Raw genomic sequence first — 16,949 nt, forward strand, 5'->3', positions numbered from 1 at the left:
ATTATGGTAAAAGCAAAAAGAACAGGAACAAAGGTAACTACAGGAAAGGTTAGATTAAGCTATGCTCATCTTTTTGAGCCTCATGCTATAGAAGGTAATGACCCTAAATATAGTGTTAGTGTAATAATTTCAAAGGATGATAAAGAAACCTTAAAAGCTATAAAAGAGGCAGTTAATGAAGCTAAGGAAATAGGAAAGGGCAAATTTGGTGGCAAGATACCTCCTAATCTTAAGACTCCATTAAGAGATGGAGATGAAGAAAGACCAGATGATGAGGCTTATTCAAACAGCTATTTCTTAAATGCTAATAGTAAAAATAAACCTGGAATAGTTGATATAAATGTACATCCTATTTTAGATGCAACAGAGGTTTATAGTGGCTGCTATGGAAGGTTAACTCTTAATTTTTATGCATATAGTGCTAGCGGCAACAAAGGAATTGCAGCAGGTCTTGGAAATGTTCAAAAATTAGAAGATGGAGAACCCTTAGGAGGATTCACTAGAGCTGAAGATGACTTTGATGCTGTAGAGGGTGAAGACAACTTTTTAGATTAATAACTATTAGGGGCGAGATTCTTCTCACCCCAATTTTATCTAACAGGAGATGATAAGTTGGATGTACTTAGTATAGATATTGAAACTTTCAGTAGCGTAGATCTTATAAAATGCGGAGTTTATGCTTATACAGAAGCAAAAGATTTTGACATACTTTTATTTGGCTATGCTTTTAATGATGAAGCAGTTGAAATTATAGATTTAGCAAGTGGTGAAAAATTACCACAAAATATTATTGATTCACTTACAAATCCAGAGATTATAAAAACAGCTTTCAATGCTAATTTTGAAAGAACTTGCCTACATACATATCTAAAAAAGCCTATGCTACCAGATCAGTGGAGATGTAGTGCAGCTCATTCACTAGTATTAGGACTTCCAGGTAATCTTGCAGGTGTGGCTAAATGCTTAAACTTACCACAACAGAAAATGAGTGAAGGTAAAGCTTTAATTAGATACTTCTCTATGCCCTGCAATCCTACAAAGACAAACGGAGGAAGAACACGAAATCTTCCACGGCATGATAGTGAAAAATGGGAAGTTTTCAAGAATTATTGTAAACAAGATGTTGAAGTAGAAAGAGCCATAAGAAAGAAATTAGATCAGTTTCCTATGACAGATAAAGAGTGGGAGCTTTGGGCATTGGATCAGAGAATAAATGATGACGGAGTTAAAGTTGATAGAGTATTAGTACATAATGCTATTCGATGTGATGAAGCTTATCATATAAAGGCAACTAAAGAAGCAGAAGAGCTTACAAAGCTTGAGAATTCTAATAGCCCTGCTCAGTTAAAAGGATGGCTTGAAAGTAAGGGTATAGTAGTTGATAGTTTATCAAAAGAAAAGGTTAAAGAACTATTAAACGATGTAGAAGATGATGCAGTTAAAAAGGTATTGAAATTAAGGCAGGAGCTTTCCAAAACCTCTGTTAAAAAGTATGAGGCTATGGGAAGGGCTATTTGTATAGATGATAGAGTTAGAGGACTTATGCAGTTTTATGGTGCTAATAGGACAGGAAGATGGGCAGGAAGGCTAGTTCAAATCCATAACCTCCCAAGAAATACTATGGAGAATTTAACAGAAGCTAGGCAGCTGCTTAAAGCAGGAGAGTATGAAATTTTAGAGCTTTTATTCGATAGTGTACCAGATGTGTTATCTCAGCTTATAAGAACAGCCTTCATATCCTCAAATAGTTCAAGATTTATTGTAGCAGACTTTAGTGCCATAGAAGCTAGAGTTATAGCATGGCTTGCAGGAGAAAAATGGGTAATTGATACCTTCAAAAGTCATGGCAAGATATATGAAATGACAGCAAGTAGAATGTTTGGTGTGCCTATGGAGAAAATCGCAAAGGGTAATCCTGAATATGAACTAAGACAAAAAGGTAAGGTAGCAACTCTTGCTTGTGGATATCAAGGGAGTACTGGAGCACTTATTGCTATGGGTGCTATAAAGATGGGACTAAAGGAAGATGAACTAACTGAAATTGTTGCTGCGTGGAGAGAGGCAAATCCTAAAATAGTTAAGCTTTGGAGTGATATTGAAAAGGCAGCAATTGAAGCTTTAGAGGAAAATAAAGCAGTTACTATTCAATATGGAATTAAGTTTTACTGTAAAGGTGGAGTGCTTTTTATAAAGCTTCCCTCAGGAAGAAATCTTGCTTATGCTAAACCCAGACTTGAAATGGACCCAAGATTCAATAAAAAGAGGATTACCTATGAAGGTATAGAGCAGGGAAAACAGTGGGGAAGATTAGGTACCTATGGAGGTAAGCTTACAGAAAATATCATTCAAGCAATAGCAAGGGATTGTTTAGCTGAATCCATGCTGAGGCTAGATAAAGCAGGATATAAGATTAGATTTCACGTTCATGATGAAGTAATCCTAGATGTTCCTTACGGTTTCGGATCAATAGATGAAGTAGAAGAAATTATGGGTACACCTATTGATTGGGCACCTGGATTACCACTTAAAGCTGCAGGCTTTGAAACGGACTATTATAAAAAAGATTAACTTGGGGGTGAAAAGGTGATAAATGATGGTGTTATTACAATTGCTACAGGTAAAAGTAGAAAGGAAATGGAGTGGAAAAATAAAGAGATACTTTGGTCAGAGCTTGTTAAAAAATTTAGTGTTACTACAAGAACTCGTGAAACTTATGAAGAATATAAAAAGCTTTCTAAAAGTGATCAAGATAACATTAAAGATGTAGGTGGTTTTGTCGGTGGAAGCTTAAAAAATGGAAGAAGAAAAGCGGATACAGTAGTAAACCGTCAGCTTATTACTTTAGATGCGGATTTTGTAAAGGGTGATTTATGGGCTTCTGTTGAGACCATACTAGGTTGTGCTTGTGCTATGTATTCTACTCATAAACACAGTCCTGAGAAACAAAGACTAAGACTTGTTATTCCTTTAAGTAGAGCAGTCACACCAGATGAATATCAAGCTATAGCGAGAAGGGTAGCTGGAGATTTAGGTATAGATTTCTTTGATGACACTACATATCAGCCACATAGATTAATGTATTGGTCTTCTACATCTTCGGATGGAGAATTTGTATTTAAGGTTTTAGATGAGATATGGTTAAATGCAGATGAAGTACTTGAAAGATACACTGATTGGAAGGATTCTTCATTTTGGCCAGAGAGCTCAAGAAGTAGAGTCGAAAGAAAAAAGATATCAGACAAGCAGGGTGATCCAAAAGAAAAGGCTGGAGTTATAGGAGCTTTTTGCAGGACTTATACAGTAGTTGATGTCATTGAAAGATTTTTAAGTGATATATACACACCTTGCAGTGAAGATAACCGGTACACCTATACAAACGGAAGTACTACGGGTGGACTTATAATTTATGAAAATGGTGATTTTGCATATTCACATCATGGTACTGATCCAGTTTCAGGAAAGCTGTGCAATGCTTTTGATTTACTTAGAATCCATAAGTTTGGTGAACTTGATAAAGAAACTATAGAAGGTACTCCTTCTGTAAAGAGGCCATCTTATAAAGCAATGATAGATTTTGTTATGAAGGATGGAGAGGTTAAAAGAAAAATTGTAGAAGAAAGAATGGCTGAGGCTGAAGAGGATTTTAAGGGTGAGGAAGATTGGCAAGAAAAGCTTAGTATAGCAAAAAGTGGACAAATAAAAGATGACTTGCATAACCTAGTTCTTATTATACAAAATGATGATAACTTAAAGGGCATTGCCTATAATCAGCATCGTGATGGAATTGATGTTAAAGGAAACTTACCATGGAAACAAATTAAAGGTGGATGGAACGATTCTGATATGTCAGCGCTTAAAGTGTATTTTGACAAAACCTATGGTGTTTGGTCACCAACAAAGCTAAAAGAAGCACTTATTGCAGTTGCAGCTGAAAGAGCATATCATCCTATAAAAGAATATTTAAATGAATTGCCAGAATGGGATGGTGTAGAGCGTCTGGATACACTTTTAATTGATTATTTAGGAGCAGAAGATAATAAATACTCAAGAGCAGTTATAAGAAAAACTCTTGTAGCAGCAGTAGCTAGAATTTATGAACCTGGTACTAAATTTGATAGTGTGTTAATTCTTAACGGACCACAGGGTATAGGAAAAAGCACTTTCTTTGCAAGGCTTGGTACTAAGTGGTTTTCAGATAGCTTAACCATAACTGATATGCGTGATAAAGCTGCAGCTGAAAAGCTTCAGGGATATTGGCTTTTAGAACTTGGCGAACTAGCTGGAATAAAGAAAACAGATGTGGAAACTGTTAAATCCTTTGTTTCAAGAACTGATGATAAGTACAGAGCCAGTTATGGAGTTAACGTTGAAAGTCACCCAAGGCAGTGTGTAATAGTTGGCAGTACCAATAGTGAAAGTGGCTTTTTAAGAGATATAACAGGAAACCGTAGATTTTGGCCTGTTAGAGTTAGTGGAAATAGTGTAAAAAAGGCCTGGGAACTTAAGGATATAGATCAGATTTGGGCAGAAGCTTTGTGTGTCTATAGGCAAGGTGAAGATCTATTCTTAAAGGGTGATGAAGCACAAATAGCTATTTCAGAGCAGGCAAATGCAATGGAAACTGATGACCGTGAAGGCTTGGTGAGGGAGTATTTAGAAAAGCTTTTGCCAGACAATTGGAGTTCTATGGATTTATATGAACGTAGAAGCTTTTTAAATAGTGATGACTTTGGAAGTGCTGAAATTGGTACTGAAAGGCGCAATCTAATTTGTCCTATGGAGATTTGGTGTGAATGCTTTGGAAAGGATTCAGCCAATCTTAAAAAGGCAGATTCTTATGAGATTACTGCTATTATGGCTAGAATTGAAAACTGGAAACCTTATGATGGAACAAAGAGTGGTACAACTAGATTTCCGATTTATAACAAGCAAAGGGCATTTATGAGAGTGGAACAGGAATAATTCAATGAAAGCTTGTTCCTAAATTAGCAGGAACAAGGGGAACGAGCCGTTAGGTTGTACCGAGGTAATGTTCCATTAAGAAAGTTAGATTTTAAGCTAGTTTAGCATATGTAATGGAACAAGGAACAAGAGTGTCTATTTAGATAAATAATAATAAATAAGTAGTATAGATACACCTATATATGTGATATATGCACGTAAGGGATTTTTGTACCTTTGTACCACCTACTTGTTCCATATGTTTTGAAAGGGGATTTTATTAATGGAAAGCATTATTGAAGATATATTAAAAGACGAATTTGTTGAATATTCAAAGGTATATGAGTCAGCAAAAATTAAAGGTATGTCCAAAAAGGAAGTTAGAGAAGTTAAACAAAGAATAGGAGTTAAAACAATTTGTGTAGCAAATGGAGAGGAAAGGATATGGCTATGGTATATTCCGAAAAATATCTGGAACAGGTACTCACAAAAGAAGTAAAAAAGCTTGGAGGATTAGCATTAAAGTTTGTATCTCCTGGAGTAGCAGGTGTGCCAGATAGGATTGTTTTACTACCAAATACAAGAATTGTTTTTGTGGAGCTTAAAGCACCAGGTAAAAAGATGAGGCCACTTCAGCTAAAAAGGAAGGGGCAGCTTGAAGCTTTAGGTTTTAAGGTTTACTGCATAGATAGTATAAAAGCTATTAATGACTTTATAAGGGAAGTGATGGAATGAAATATGAACCTCACAGTTATCAAGAATATGCTACCAATTGGATTTTGAATAAGGATAAAGTAGGACTGTTGATGGACATGGGTCTTGGTAAAACGGTTTGTACACTTACAGCAATAGAGGAACTTATATATAACTACTTTGATATTGTAAAAGCATTAGTTATAGCGCCACTTAGAGTAGCAGAGGATACTTGGACAGTAGAAGCAGAAAAGTGGAATCACTTAAAAAATTTAAAAATATCAAAGATTCTTGGAACCGAAAAAGAACGTAGAGCTGCTTTAAATATAAAAGCTGATATTTATGTTATTAATAGAGAAAATGTAGTATGGCTTGTTAAAGAGTGTGGTAAGAATTGGCCTTTTGATATGGTAGTTGTAGATGAACTTTCGAGTTTTAAATCTCCAAAATCTCAAAGGTTTAAAGCTTTAAGAAAGATAAGAGCTAAGCGGATAGTTGGACTTACAGGAACACCATCACCAAATGGTCTTATGGATTTATGGTCAGAAATTTATCTTTTAGATCAAGGAGAAAGGCTTGGAAAAACACTTACATCATATAGAGACCAATACTTTGTGCCAGATAAAAGAAATCAAAACATAATATTCAGTTATAAACCTAAAGAAGAAGCAGAGGATGTTATTTATAAAAAACTATCAGATATATGTATCAGTATGAAAGCAGAAGACTACTTAGAACTTCCAGAAAGAATAGATAATATAATATCAGTTAAGCTTCAAAAGGATGTAGAAGAAAAGTATAAAAAATTTGAAAAGGAACTACTGCTGCCCCTTAAAGATTCAGATATAGTCGCAAATAATGCTGCAGTACTTACAAATAAGCTTTTACAATTTGCTAATGGAGCTATTTATGATGAAAATGATGAAGTTGTAGAAATTCATAATGAAAAGCTAAAAGCTCTTGAAGAAATTATAGAAGCAGCAAGTGGAAAACCAGTTTTAATATTCTATGCGTACAAGCATGATAGAGATAGACTTAAAAAATATTTTAAAAATGCCAAAGAACTCAAAACTTCAGAGGATATTAAAAAATGGAATAACGGTGAAATAGAAATAATGCTTGTACATCCAGCATCAGCAGGACATGGACTTAATCTACAAGCAGGAGGAAATATTATAATTTGGTTTGGACTTACCTGGAGTTTAGAGCTTTATCAACAAGCTAATGCAAGAGTATATAGACAAGGTCAAAAGCAAAATGTAATTATTCATCATCTTGTAGCAAAAGGAACTATAGATGAAAATGTTATGAGAGCACTTGAAAATAAAAGTGTAGGTCAAGAAGTATTGCTTCAAGCAGTTAAAGCAAGAATTGGAGGTAAAACTTATGACTAAGCAGGAGTTATCACAACTGTATTATTTGAACAGAGAAATTGAGCAATTAAAAAATAGAATAACAGAGTTAGAGTGTGTTGCCACATCTACTTCTTCAAGAATAACAGGTATGCCACATGCTTTAGGCATTTCAGATAAAGTTGGTAAGTATGCGGCAGAGATTGCAGATCTTAAGGAGCTTCTAGATTTAAATTTAAAGAAGTGCTTCTATGAGCTAAATCGTCTAAATAGGTACATAGAAAGTATTGATAACAGTGAGATGAGGATGATTTTAAGTCTTAGATATATCAATGGCTTAAGTTGGGAACAGGTGGCAGCAAGTATTAGTCCATATGCTACAGAAGATAGTATTAGGATGAGACATAATAGATATTTAAGGGAACACTAAAATTATTTGATGTAGTTTTTAAGTTTATATTTAGAATTGCAAAAATAGAAAAAGGCTTTTAGTACAATATGTGCTGAAGTCTTTTTGATTATTTATAAAAAGTGTATCAATTGATGCATATATTTTGACAAAGTGCATATAATATAGTACAATAAGAACAAAAGATGGGAGTTGATGCAATGTCAGAACATTATAATCAGGATTATACAAAAGAAGAAGTTGACGTTATTTTACAGAAGATTAAAGATTGTGTCAACAATAATCGATATACAATTTCACAAAATGAAAACAGGAAGGAAAACATTCAGCTGATTAATGATTATAGGCTGGATATTAAAAAACAGAAAGAAATTTTACTAAGTATTGCAGTAACAGATTTTTGTCATTCGTTAAACAATATAAATCCTGGCTTTGAGCATGAAATTCTTTATGTTTTTTGTCCACAGAGAACTTTGTTTAATGTTTTTGGGGAAGAGGAATTTGTTGACATTTATACAAAATTCAATATTATAGAGTATGGTGATAATAAACGAGTAATTGCAGTTTCATTTCATAAAAGGAACAAGCCAATCGACTACCTGTTTAGGTAATGGGTTGGAATTTTGAAAGGAGGATTGCACAATGAAGAACAAAGAAACTTTCTGCGAGTATTGCAGGAAGGATGTATTGTACACCGAGAAAGATGAATATATGAGTGCAGAATTGAAAGGTGAAACTTATAACTATTATGGGAAAGTAGCAGTTTGTGATGAATGTACTAACGAAATTTTTGTTAACGAAATTAATGATTATAATTTGAAGCAGCTTTATAATGAATTTAGAAAGCAGCATAATATTATTTCTTTGGAAAAAACAATGGAAATACCTCAAAAGTACAACATTGGTAAAAGACCATTATCATTACTTTTAGGTTGGGGAGAACAGACATTTAGCCGGTATTATGATGGAGATATGCCAACACAACAATATTCAGCAATTTTGCAAAAAATATATGAAGAACCAGAGTATTATCTTTCAATTTTAGAAAGCAATAAAGATAAGCTTAAATCACAGTCATCTTATGAAAAGAGTAAATTAGCAACGCAAATGCTTTTAGGAACACAGCAGATTTCAGATACCGAAAAGATAGAGGTGGTTGTTAACTATCTTTTAAGTAAATGTGAAGATATTACACCATTGGCATTACAAAAGCTTCTATATTATGTTCAGGGATTTTACTACGCTTTTGTAAATCAGTTTATCTTTGATGAAAACTGTGAAGCTTGGGTTCATGGTCCAGTTTTTAGAGAGGTATACTTCAAATACAGAGAATATAGATTTGATCCGATAAGTGTTTCCGACACTGCTGAGGATTTCAATTTAACTGTTTCTGAAAAAGCCATTATTGACAGTGTAATTAAAAATCTTAGCTGTTATAGTGGAAAAATTTTAGAAGCATTCACTCATGCGGAAACACCATGGCTCGCTACTCGTGGAGATTTACCTGCAACAGCTTCTACAGATAGAAAAATTGAGAAGAAATTAATTAGTGATTACTTTACAGCAGTTAAAGAGAAGAACAATATGCTAAACCCATCTGATATAGGAGTGTATAGCAAAAAAATGTTTGGACAAATTTTTATGTAGCAGCATAAATTTATAAAAAAGTAAAGCTGTTCGGTATGTTCGTTTTTAAAGTGATATAATACAGTTAGTGGAAGGATGTCTTAAAGGGCATCCTTTTTTCGTATTCAAAAGTCAAATTTAATAACAGTAAGTCTTTTGAGAAACAATTCTCAATGGGCTTTTTTATTTTGGAGGAATAGATATGGCTATTCATAAATGTAGAAAGTGTATCTGGAGTAATAAAATCAGCCCTAGCCTTTTGTATTGTATTTTTCCAAGGTGCATTAGGAGAGAAGAAACAACGGATAAGGTTACTGCTACTGCAAAGAAGACTACAATTATTCCTAAAGCTAGGACAACTTGTGATGATAAAAGAAAAGGGAGGAAAAGAAATGTGTCCAAGAAAACCTGAAAGACCTTGTAGTTATCCAGGCTGTCCTGAACTTACAAACGAAAGGTACTGTAGTAAGCATCAAAAAGAATTTGAAAGCAAATACAACAAGACAAGCAGACCTTTTAAGAAACTTTATAATAGCAGGTGGTATAAGTTAAGGAAACAGTTTCTTTTGAAGCATCCTCTTTGTGAAGAATGTAAAAGAGAAGGAATAGTTACTGCTGCAGAAGTAGTTGATCATATCATACCTCACAAAGGTAATGAAGAACTCTTCTGGGATGAGAGTAACTGGCAATCTCTATGTAAGCATCATCACGATGTGAAGACTGCAAAGGAAGATGGAAGGTTTGGAAACAAAAACGAAGTCTATTGTTACCCTTGGAAAAAGGATGAGTGAAGACCCAAAACCAAGAGGGAGGGGGCATATTTCTTTAGGGCCTGTTCCCAAAGGGCCGGGTGGTCCCCTTCGTGTAAATTTTCGCAGAATTAAGCAAGGGGGATACTAAAAAATCGCATAATAGCAAGTTCAAATTAAGTAGCTGTAAGGTTTTGTGGTTACTTTTTTTATTGCATAAAAGTTTAGTGAAAGGAACAGCTCATATGACTAGTGATGAGAAAGAAAAAATTAAAGAACTGAGACTAAAAGGTATGGGATATAAAGGTATTGCTAATCTTTTAGGGTTAACTAGAGATAGTGTTAGAGGATTTTGCAAACGTAATGGTTTAGATGGTGCTTCATGTGTTGTTGCTCTTAATGTTGAAGAAAAAATAAAGAGAAATGTGCTATGTGCCTGTTGTGAAAAACCACTCAAGCAAAAAGGTCAGGGAAGGACCAGGAGATTTTGCTCTGATAAATGTAGACGGAAATGGTGGAATGAAAATCAAGATAAAAGAAATAAAAAAGAAACAGCTATTTATAAATATATCTGTCCACATTGTGGAAAAGAGTTCAGTGTTTATGGTAATAAAAAAAGAAAATATTGTAGCCATGACTGTTATATAAAAGATAGGTTTTGGAGGATTGATGATGGAATTTAAAAAGTTAAATATAGATTCACTTATTCCAGCTGAATATAATCCAAGGAAAAAGTTAAAGCCTGGAGACAGTGAATTTGAAAAGATAAAAAATAGTATAAATGAATTTGGTTATGTTGACCCTGTTATTGTAAACAAAGATTTAACAGTAATTGGTGGGCACCAGAGAATATCAGTATTAAAAATACTTGGAGTTAAAGAAATTGATTGTGTGATTGTGGATGTAGATAAAACTAAAGAAAAAGCTTTAAATATTGCGCTTAATAAAATAAGTGGTGAATGGAATAAAGAATTGCTTGTGGATTTAATTAAGGATTTACAGTACCTAGATTATGATACATCTTTTACAGGCTTTGACCCACCAGAAATCGATGCATTATTTAATGAATTTCATCCCAAAGGTGTGAAAGAAGACAACTTTGATGAAGCACCACCTGAAGTTCCAATTACAAAGAAGGGCGATATTTGGATATTAGGCAGGCATCGTTTAATATGCGGTGATAGTACAGAACTTGAAACCTATGAAAAACTTATGGAAGGGAAGAAAGCGAATCTGGTTGTAACAGATCCTCCTTACAATGTTGCCTATGAAGGGAATGCTGGTAAAATTCAAAACGATAATATGGAAGATGAGAAGTTTTACGAATTTCTTCTTAATGCATATAAATGTATGTATGAAAATCTTGCAGATGGTGGTTCTATCTATGTGTTTCATGCTGATAAGGAAACAGTTAACTTTAGATTAGCCTTTAAAAATGCAGGATTCTTTTGCCACCAAACTTGTATATGGATAAAGAATTCACCAGTACTTGGACGTTGTGATTATCAATATAACCATGAACCTGTGCTTGTTGGATGGAAACCTACTGCAGGTCATAAGTTTTATGGAGATAAAAAACAAAGAACTACTTGGAATTTTGATAGACCTACTAAATCAAAATATCATCCAACAATGAAACCAATAGCTTTAGTGGCTTACCCAATAACAAATTCAAGTTTAACAAACTCTATCATTTTAGATCCTTTTGGAGGAAGTGGGTCTACTCTTATTGCTTGTGAACAGACAGATAGAATTTGCTACACTATAGAACTAGATGAAAAATATGTTGATGTTATAGTTAAGAGATTTATTGAACAAGCAGGTAGTGATGAAGATGTATTTCTTTTAAGAGATGGTGAAAAAATAGCATATAAGAATATACCTAAAAGTGAATAAAACCCTTGATATATATGTGTTTTAGAGTGATATATAGTATAACAAAAAACACACTTTGAAAGGGGTAAAACGAAATGAAAGAGGAACTAAGAAGGCTTACCAAGGATGGAGAATTCAAATTTTACGATGGAACCAGAGTAGAAAACAAAGAAAAGGCTTTAAAACTTTTAGAAACAGCAGAAAAACAAGGTTATAAAGGTTACGGAGTATACGCAAACAGCTTTGGATACATTGTGAGATTGGAGGGTTAAGCTTGAAGAATCAAACAATTGGTGTAGAAATTGAAATGACAGGCATTACTAGAGAAAAAGCTGCGGAGGTTACAGCAAAGTTTTTAGGTGGAGAGGTAAAAAGAACTTTTGACAGCTATGATACTTACAAAGTAACAGCACCAGACAGAAGAGTTTGGAAGATAATGAGCGATGCCAGTATTGAAACAATGAAAAAAGAAAAAGGTGTATTAACTTCAGCAGATAAAAGTTACAGTGTTGAATTAGTAACACCAATTTTAAAGTATGATGAGGACATTGAAAAGCTTCAAGAAGTTATTAGGAAGCTTAGACATGCAGGTGCTGTCAGCGAAAGCAGATTAAAATGTGGGATTCATATTCAAATAGGAGCAAAAGAACACACTCCAAATACCTTAAAGAATTTAGTTAACCTTATGGCTTCAAAGGAAGATTTGATTTACAAGAGTTTGGAGATAGATCCTGGAAGGGTAAGGTATTGCAAAAAGGTTAATGAGAATTTGATTGAAACAATCAATAAGAAAAAGCCTAAAAACTTAAAAGCACTGGCTGATATTTGGTATAGCGAATATGGTGTTGAAAGCAGAAGCAGGCATTACCATTCAAGCAGATATCATGGATTAAATTTACACAGTACTTTCACTAAAGGAACAATTGAATTTAGGCTTTTCAATGGGACTTTGCACGCAGGTAAAATTAGAAGCTACATAGTTTTCTGCTTGGCAATCAGCTATCAAGCATTAAAACAAAAGAGTGCTAGTGCAAGGCGTACTCATACTGATAATGAAAAATATACATTTAGGTGCTGGTTACTGAGACTTGGACTTATCGGAGATGAATTTAAAAACTGTAGACAGCATCTTATGAAAGCACTTGATGGGGATGCAGCTTGGAGAAGACCAAGAGCTGCTTGAAGCTAACTCCATAGATAAAGAGGGAAATTCATTACCTTCTTTATCTAATAAATTATTATAAGGAGAAATGAGAAATGGATGAAAGAGGAAAATTATATGGGGCCTATGGTTCTAATATGAATTTAGAACAAATGAGTAATAGATGCCCAAAAGCTAAGGTCGTAGGAATTGGAATACTTGAAGGATACAAGTTAACTTTCAGAGGAAGATATAAAGGGGTTGCCAATATAGAACCTTGTAAAGGTAGAACAGTACCAATTATTTTATGGGAGATTACTGAAGAATGTGAGAGAGCACTTGATTTATATGAGGGTTATCCTAATTTATATATAAAGAAAGAAGTTGAAGTTAATGTAGAAGGCAAGCCTACAAAAGCTATGATTTATGTTATGGCTAAAGAATATGAAAATATGGCAGCAGCACCTACAGAATATTATTTTAATGTAATTGCCAGAGGATATTCTGATAATAGAATTAACTTAAAGGCACTACAAATTGCATATTCAGAATGTTTATCAGAACTTAGATAGTGGAGGTAGTGATGGATAAATTTTTTACACAGAAAACTTGTGATAGATGTGGCGGTTCCTTGGAAAAGGGCAGAATCATGTCAATGTTTAATACAGATTGCATTTGTATGGAATGCCTAAGTAAGGAAAAGCAGGATAAGGATTATGAGAAAGCTGTAAAGGCTGACCATGAAGAAATTAAAAAAGGCAATTACAACTATAAAGGTATTAAAGGTAAATAAAATGTTATGTTAAGGGGCTACAATTGTAGGCTCTTTTCTTTTGATAAATTTTAAAGATTGGGGGTGAAACCTATGGCACAGAGAGGAAGAAAACCAAAGCCAACTGCAGTAAAGGAGCTTGAGGGCAATCCAGGAAAAAGAGCACTCAATGAATTTGAACCAAAGCCACATAAGAAAGCACCAAAGTGTCCTACTTGGCTTGATGCTGAAGCTAAAAAGGAATGGAGAAGAGTTGCAAAACGGCTTGAAGAACTAGGAGTATTAACAGAAGTTGATATGGCTGCTTTTGCAGGATATTGTGAAGCTTATGCACGCTGGAAGGAAGCTGAAGAATTTATATCAAGGCATGGAACAATTGTAAAAACACCAAGCGGATATTGGCAGCAAGTGCCACAGGTATCCATTGCCCAAACTTATCTTAAGATAATGATTAAATTCTGTGAGCAGTTTGGACTTACACCTTCTTCAAGAAGCAGGATTGTTGCAGATAAAGGTTCTAATGATTGCTTAGATCCTATGGAAATGATGCTAAGGGGAGAGATGAAATAATGTATGATGAAGCAAAAGCACAGAGAGCTGTAAGTTTTATCAACTGCTTAAAGCATACAAAGGGTCAGTGGAGAGGAGTTCCGTTTGATTTACTTCCCTGGCAGGATAAAATCATCAGAGATATATTTGGAAATGTAAAAGAAAATGGATATCGTCAGTATAATACTGCTTATATAGAAATTCCTAAGAAAAATGGAAAGAGTGAACTTGCAGCGGCAGTAGCACTACTTATGACCTGTGGTGATAATGAATGGGGAGCAGAAGTTTATGGCTGTGCTTCTGATAGGCAGCAGGCATCAATTGTATTTGATGTTGCAATAGATATGATTGACCAGTGTCCTGCACTAAAGAAAAGAATAAAACCTATAATATCTGTAAAAAGAATTGTATATAAGCCAACAAATAGTTTTTATCAAGTACTATCAGCAGAAGCCTATACAAAGCATGGACTTAACGTACATGGGGTTATCTTTGATGAGCTTCATGCCCAGCCTAATAGAGAATTGTATGATGTTATGACTAAGGGTTCAGGAGATGCGAGAACTCAACCACTATTTTTCCTTATAACCACAGCCGGTACGGATAGAAATTCTATATGTTATGAGGTACATCAAAAGGCCGATGATATTTTAAGGGGCAAAAAGAATGATCCTACTTTTTATCCTGTTATTTATGGAATTAATGATGAGGATGATTGGACAGATGAAGCTAATTGGTATAAAGCTAATCCATCACTAGGGCATACCATTGATATAGAAAGGGTTAGAAATGCAATTCAAAGTGCAAAGGAAAATCCAGCAGAAGAAAATATATTTAGGCAGTTAAGGCTGAACCAATGGGTAAAACAATCCGTAAGGTGGATGCCTATGGATGTTTGGGATAAATGTTCTTTTGCTGTTGATATAGATAAGATGAAGGGGAGAGAGTGCTATGCAGGACTTGACCTTTCAAGTACTAATGATATAACAGCTTTTGTATTAATATTTCCACCTATACCAACAGATGATAAATATTATGTTTTACCTTTCTTTTGGATACCAGAGGATAATTTAAAACTAAGGGTTAGAAGAGATCATGTACCATATGATATTTGGAAAAAGCAGGACTTCTTAAAAACTACAGAAGGAAATGTTATTCACTATGGCTTTATTGAAAGTTTTATTGAGGAGCTTGGAAAGAAATATAACATAAAAGAAATAGCTTTTGATAGGTGGGGAGCAGTGCAGATGGTTCAGAATCTAGAAGGTTTAGGATTTACAGTTGTCCCTTTTGGACAAGGCTATAAAGATATGAGTCCACCTACAAAGGAACTTATGAAAGTAGCCTTAGAGCAGAAAATAGTACATGGAGCGCATCCAGTTTTAAGTTGGATGATGGATAATGTATATGTTAGAACTGATCCCGCTGGAAACATTAAACCAGATAAAGAGAAATCGACTGAAAAGATAGATGGAGTTGTTGCTTTAATTATGGCACTTGATAGAGCAATAAGACATGAATCTAAAGAATCAGTTTATGAAAAAAGAGGAATGAGAAGTTTACTTGATTAGGAGGTGATGTTTTGAAATTTATAGATAGATGCAAGCTGTTTTTATCTCCACAAAATGCTCTATTCGAAGTATTGCAAAAGTATTCGCAGAATTTTTTAGGTGGAGAAGATGTGCCAGTAGACAATTTAAGAATAGATACTGATACAGCTATGAGTTTTTCTGCTGTGTTTGCTTGTAATAGGGTACTTTCAGAAACTCTAGCAAGTTGTCCAATACTTCTTTATGAAAAAGATGATAAAGGCAACAGAAGTCAAGTAACAGATACTGCTGAGTATGGAGTGCTTCATTATGCACCAAATGCAGAAATGACACCAGGGCAATTCAAAGAGTTTGGAATGACAAATATAAATCTTGGAGGAAACTTAATAGCACAGAAGGTTTTTAATCTTCATGGAGAGCTTTTAGAGCTTAGACCCATATCTTGGGAAAGGGTGAGAATTGATATAGATAAAAGCACAGGAAGGCTCCTTTATTTTATAGATGGAAAACAGGAACCTAAAACAAGAGATGAAATACTTCATATTCCAGGACTAACCTTAGATGGTTACATAGGAATAACACCTCTTACTTATGCAGCTTTAACTATTGATATTGGGTTATCACAAGATAAATTTGAAAGAAACTTTTATCACAATAGGGCATCTACAAGTGGGATATTTCAGTATCCTAATGAGCTTGGAGATGAAGCTTTTCAAAGACTTAAAAAAGATATTAAAAGAAACTATACTGGACTTCAAAATGCAGGTGTTCCAATGATACTTGAAGGTGGTGGACAGTTTAAAGAAGTCACAATGAAACTTACAGATGCACAGTTTTTAGAATCTAAAAGATTTAGAATTGAGGATGTGTGCAGGATATTTAGGATACCTCTTCATTTGGTACAGGATCTAACAAGGTCTACTAATAACAATATTGAGCATCAGAGTTTGGAGTTTATAGTTTATACTATGCTACCTTGGTTTAAGCGGTGGGAGGAAAATTTAAATCTGCAGCTTTTATCACCTGAATCAAAACGAAAGAACAGATACTTTGAATTTAATATTAGTGGCTTGCTCCGTGGGGATATTAAATCAAGATATGAGGCTTATGCACAAGGAAGACAATGGGGATGGCTTTCTGTTAATGATATAAGAAGACTTGAAAATATGAATCCAATACCTAATGGAGATATTTATTTAGAACCTTTAAACATGGGTGAGGCAGGAAAACAACAAGAACAGCTTAAGGCTTTAAGGGAAGAAATATTTAATATGATTAGTGAAAGGAAGTGA

The 16,949-nt window shown here is 34.3% G+C and carries 20 protein-coding genes; all 20 read left to right on the plus strand.

The window, feature by feature from the left end:
- The first annotated feature begins 3 nt into the window (after positions 1–3).
- On the plus strand, positions 4–555 hold the full coding sequence (locus CLMAG_RS04845) for a DUF2815 family protein (protein WP_066618666.1): 552 nt from the start codon (positions 4–6) through the stop codon (positions 553–555).
- A 57-nt stretch (positions 556–612) separates the two neighbouring features.
- A complete protein-coding gene (locus tag CLMAG_RS04850) occupies positions 613–2,568 on the plus strand; it encodes a DNA polymerase (protein WP_066618670.1) in 1,956 nt (651 codons plus the stop codon).
- A gap of 33 nt (positions 2,569–2,601) precedes the next feature.
- Positions 2,602–4,962: a VapE domain-containing protein gene (locus CLMAG_RS04855; RefSeq protein ID WP_066620383.1), complete on the plus strand. Its 2,361-nt coding sequence runs from the start codon at positions 2,602–2,604 to the stop codon at positions 4,960–4,962.
- 262 nt (positions 4,963–5,224) lie between these two features.
- The gene (locus CLMAG_RS04860; RefSeq protein WP_066618673.1) at positions 5,225–5,440 is read left to right on the plus strand and encodes a hypothetical protein; all 216 of its coding nucleotides are present in this window, start codon (positions 5,225–5,227) and stop codon (positions 5,438–5,440) included.
- Positions 5,386–5,676: a VRR-NUC domain-containing protein gene (locus CLMAG_RS04865; protein WP_066618675.1), complete on the plus strand. Its 291-nt coding sequence runs from the start codon at positions 5,386–5,388 to the stop codon at positions 5,674–5,676. The genes CLMAG_RS04860 and CLMAG_RS04865 overlap by 55 nt, the downstream gene beginning before the upstream one ends.
- Positions 5,673–7,028 (plus strand): SNF2-related protein, encoded by a 1,356-nt coding sequence (locus CLMAG_RS04870; protein WP_066618677.1) that lies wholly within the window; start codon positions 5,673–5,675, stop codon positions 7,026–7,028. The genes CLMAG_RS04865 and CLMAG_RS04870 overlap by 4 nt, the downstream gene beginning before the upstream one ends.
- Positions 7,021–7,416 (plus strand): hypothetical protein, encoded by a 396-nt coding sequence (locus CLMAG_RS04875; RefSeq protein WP_066618679.1) that lies wholly within the window; start codon positions 7,021–7,023, stop codon positions 7,414–7,416. The genes CLMAG_RS04870 and CLMAG_RS04875 overlap by 8 nt, the downstream gene beginning before the upstream one ends.
- Before the next feature lie 164 nt (positions 7,417–7,580).
- The gene (locus tag CLMAG_RS04880) at positions 7,581–8,006 is read left to right on the plus strand and encodes a hypothetical protein (RefSeq protein WP_341419622.1); all 426 of its coding nucleotides are present in this window, start codon (positions 7,581–7,583) and stop codon (positions 8,004–8,006) included.
- Between the two features lie 31 nt (positions 8,007–8,037).
- Entirely contained in the window at positions 8,038–9,042 is a 1,005-nt protein-coding gene (locus CLMAG_RS04885) for a type II toxin-antitoxin system antitoxin SocA domain-containing protein (RefSeq protein ID WP_066618685.1), read from the plus strand.
- Positions 9,043–9,223: 181 nt separating this feature from the next.
- Positions 9,224–9,433 (plus strand): hypothetical protein, encoded by a 210-nt coding sequence (locus CLMAG_RS04890; RefSeq protein ID WP_066618688.1) that lies wholly within the window; start codon positions 9,224–9,226, stop codon positions 9,431–9,433.
- The gene (locus CLMAG_RS04895; RefSeq protein ID WP_066618691.1) at positions 9,414–9,812 is read left to right on the plus strand and encodes an HNH endonuclease; all 399 of its coding nucleotides are present in this window, start codon (positions 9,414–9,416) and stop codon (positions 9,810–9,812) included. The genes CLMAG_RS04890 and CLMAG_RS04895 overlap by 20 nt, the downstream gene beginning before the upstream one ends.
- Positions 9,813–10,015: 203 nt before the next feature.
- A complete protein-coding gene (locus CLMAG_RS04900) occupies positions 10,016–10,453 on the plus strand; it encodes an RNA polymerase subunit sigma-70 (protein WP_066618693.1) in 438 nt (145 codons plus the stop codon).
- Positions 10,443–11,666 (plus strand): site-specific DNA-methyltransferase, encoded by a 1,224-nt coding sequence (locus CLMAG_RS04905; protein WP_066618694.1) that lies wholly within the window; start codon positions 10,443–10,445, stop codon positions 11,664–11,666. The genes CLMAG_RS04900 and CLMAG_RS04905 overlap by 11 nt, the downstream gene beginning before the upstream one ends.
- Positions 11,667–11,740: 74 nt before the next feature.
- Positions 11,741–11,917, plus strand: a complete 177-nt coding sequence (locus CLMAG_RS32260) for a hypothetical protein (RefSeq protein ID WP_161486930.1) — start codon at positions 11,741–11,743, stop codon at positions 11,915–11,917.
- A 2-nt stretch (positions 11,918–11,919) separates the two neighbouring features.
- Positions 11,920–12,828: an amidoligase family protein gene (locus CLMAG_RS04910; RefSeq protein WP_073393119.1), complete on the plus strand. Its 909-nt coding sequence runs from the start codon at positions 11,920–11,922 to the stop codon at positions 12,826–12,828.
- 74 nt (positions 12,829–12,902) lie between these two features.
- Positions 12,903–13,358, plus strand: coding sequence for a gamma-glutamylcyclotransferase family protein (locus tag CLMAG_RS04915; RefSeq protein WP_066618697.1), 456 nt, complete (start codon positions 12,903–12,905; stop codon positions 13,356–13,358).
- Positions 13,359–13,369: 11 nt separating this feature from the next.
- Positions 13,370–13,579, plus strand: a complete 210-nt coding sequence (locus tag CLMAG_RS33470; RefSeq protein WP_066618699.1) for a gamma-glutamylcyclotransferase — start codon at positions 13,370–13,372, stop codon at positions 13,577–13,579.
- Between the two features lie 72 nt (positions 13,580–13,651).
- Positions 13,652–14,128 (plus strand): phage terminase small subunit P27 family, encoded by a 477-nt coding sequence (locus tag CLMAG_RS04925; protein ID WP_066618703.1) that lies wholly within the window; start codon positions 13,652–13,654, stop codon positions 14,126–14,128.
- Positions 14,128–15,678 carry a terminase large subunit gene (locus CLMAG_RS04930; RefSeq protein ID WP_066618706.1) on the plus strand — a complete coding sequence of 517 codons (1,551 nt, stop codon included), beginning with the start codon at positions 14,128–14,130 and terminating at the stop codon, positions 15,676–15,678. Before CLMAG_RS04925 ends, CLMAG_RS04930 begins: the two co-directional genes overlap by 1 nt.
- Positions 15,679–15,689: 11 nt before the next feature.
- On the plus strand, positions 15,690–16,949 hold the full coding sequence (locus CLMAG_RS04935) for a phage portal protein (protein WP_066618709.1): 1,260 nt from the start codon (positions 15,690–15,692) through the stop codon (positions 16,947–16,949).

This window comes from Clostridium magnum DSM 2767 (assembly GCF_001623875.1).
Taxonomy (GTDB): Bacteria; Bacillota; Clostridia; order Clostridiales; family Clostridiaceae; genus Clostridium_AM; species Clostridium_AM magnum.

What these genes read in the sequence shown, in the direction of transcription:
- CLMAG_RS04845 (WP_066618666.1), top strand. Translation starts at nt 4, where the DNA reads ATGGTAAAAGCAAAAAGAACAGGAACAAAGGTAACTACAGGAAAGGTT.
- CLMAG_RS04860 (WP_066618673.1), top strand. Translation starts at nt 5,225, where the DNA reads ATGGAAAGCATTATTGAAGATATATTAAAAGACGAATTTGTTGAATAT.
- CLMAG_RS04865 (WP_066618675.1), top strand. Translation starts at nt 5,386, where the DNA reads ATGGCTATGGTATATTCCGAAAAATATCTGGAACAGGTACTCACAAAA.
- CLMAG_RS04870 (WP_066618677.1), top strand. Translation starts at nt 5,673, where the DNA reads ATGAAATATGAACCTCACAGTTATCAAGAATATGCTACCAATTGGATT.
- CLMAG_RS04875 (WP_066618679.1), top strand. Translation starts at nt 7,021, where the DNA reads ATGACTAAGCAGGAGTTATCACAACTGTATTATTTGAACAGAGAAATT.
- CLMAG_RS04880 (WP_341419622.1), top strand. Translation starts at nt 7,581, where the DNA reads ATGGGAGTTGATGCAATGTCAGAACATTATAATCAGGATTATACAAAA.
- CLMAG_RS04885 (WP_066618685.1), top strand. Translation starts at nt 8,038, where the DNA reads ATGAAGAACAAAGAAACTTTCTGCGAGTATTGCAGGAAGGATGTATTG.
- CLMAG_RS04890 (WP_066618688.1), top strand. Translation starts at nt 9,224, where the DNA reads ATGGCTATTCATAAATGTAGAAAGTGTATCTGGAGTAATAAAATCAGC.
- CLMAG_RS04895 (WP_066618691.1), top strand. Translation starts at nt 9,414, where the DNA reads ATGTGTCCAAGAAAACCTGAAAGACCTTGTAGTTATCCAGGCTGTCCT.
- CLMAG_RS04900 (WP_066618693.1), top strand. Translation starts at nt 10,016, where the DNA reads ATGACTAGTGATGAGAAAGAAAAAATTAAAGAACTGAGACTAAAAGGT.
- CLMAG_RS04905 (WP_066618694.1), top strand. Translation starts at nt 10,443, where the DNA reads ATGGAATTTAAAAAGTTAAATATAGATTCACTTATTCCAGCTGAATAT.
- CLMAG_RS32260 (WP_161486930.1), top strand. Translation starts at nt 11,741, where the DNA reads ATGAAAGAGGAACTAAGAAGGCTTACCAAGGATGGAGAATTCAAATTT.
- CLMAG_RS04915 (WP_066618697.1), top strand. Translation starts at nt 12,903, where the DNA reads ATGGATGAAAGAGGAAAATTATATGGGGCCTATGGTTCTAATATGAAT.
- CLMAG_RS33470 (WP_066618699.1), top strand. Translation starts at nt 13,370, where the DNA reads ATGGATAAATTTTTTACACAGAAAACTTGTGATAGATGTGGCGGTTCC.
- CLMAG_RS04925 (WP_066618703.1), top strand. Translation starts at nt 13,652, where the DNA reads ATGGCACAGAGAGGAAGAAAACCAAAGCCAACTGCAGTAAAGGAGCTT.
- CLMAG_RS04930 (WP_066618706.1), top strand. Translation starts at nt 14,128, where the DNA reads ATGTATGATGAAGCAAAAGCACAGAGAGCTGTAAGTTTTATCAACTGC.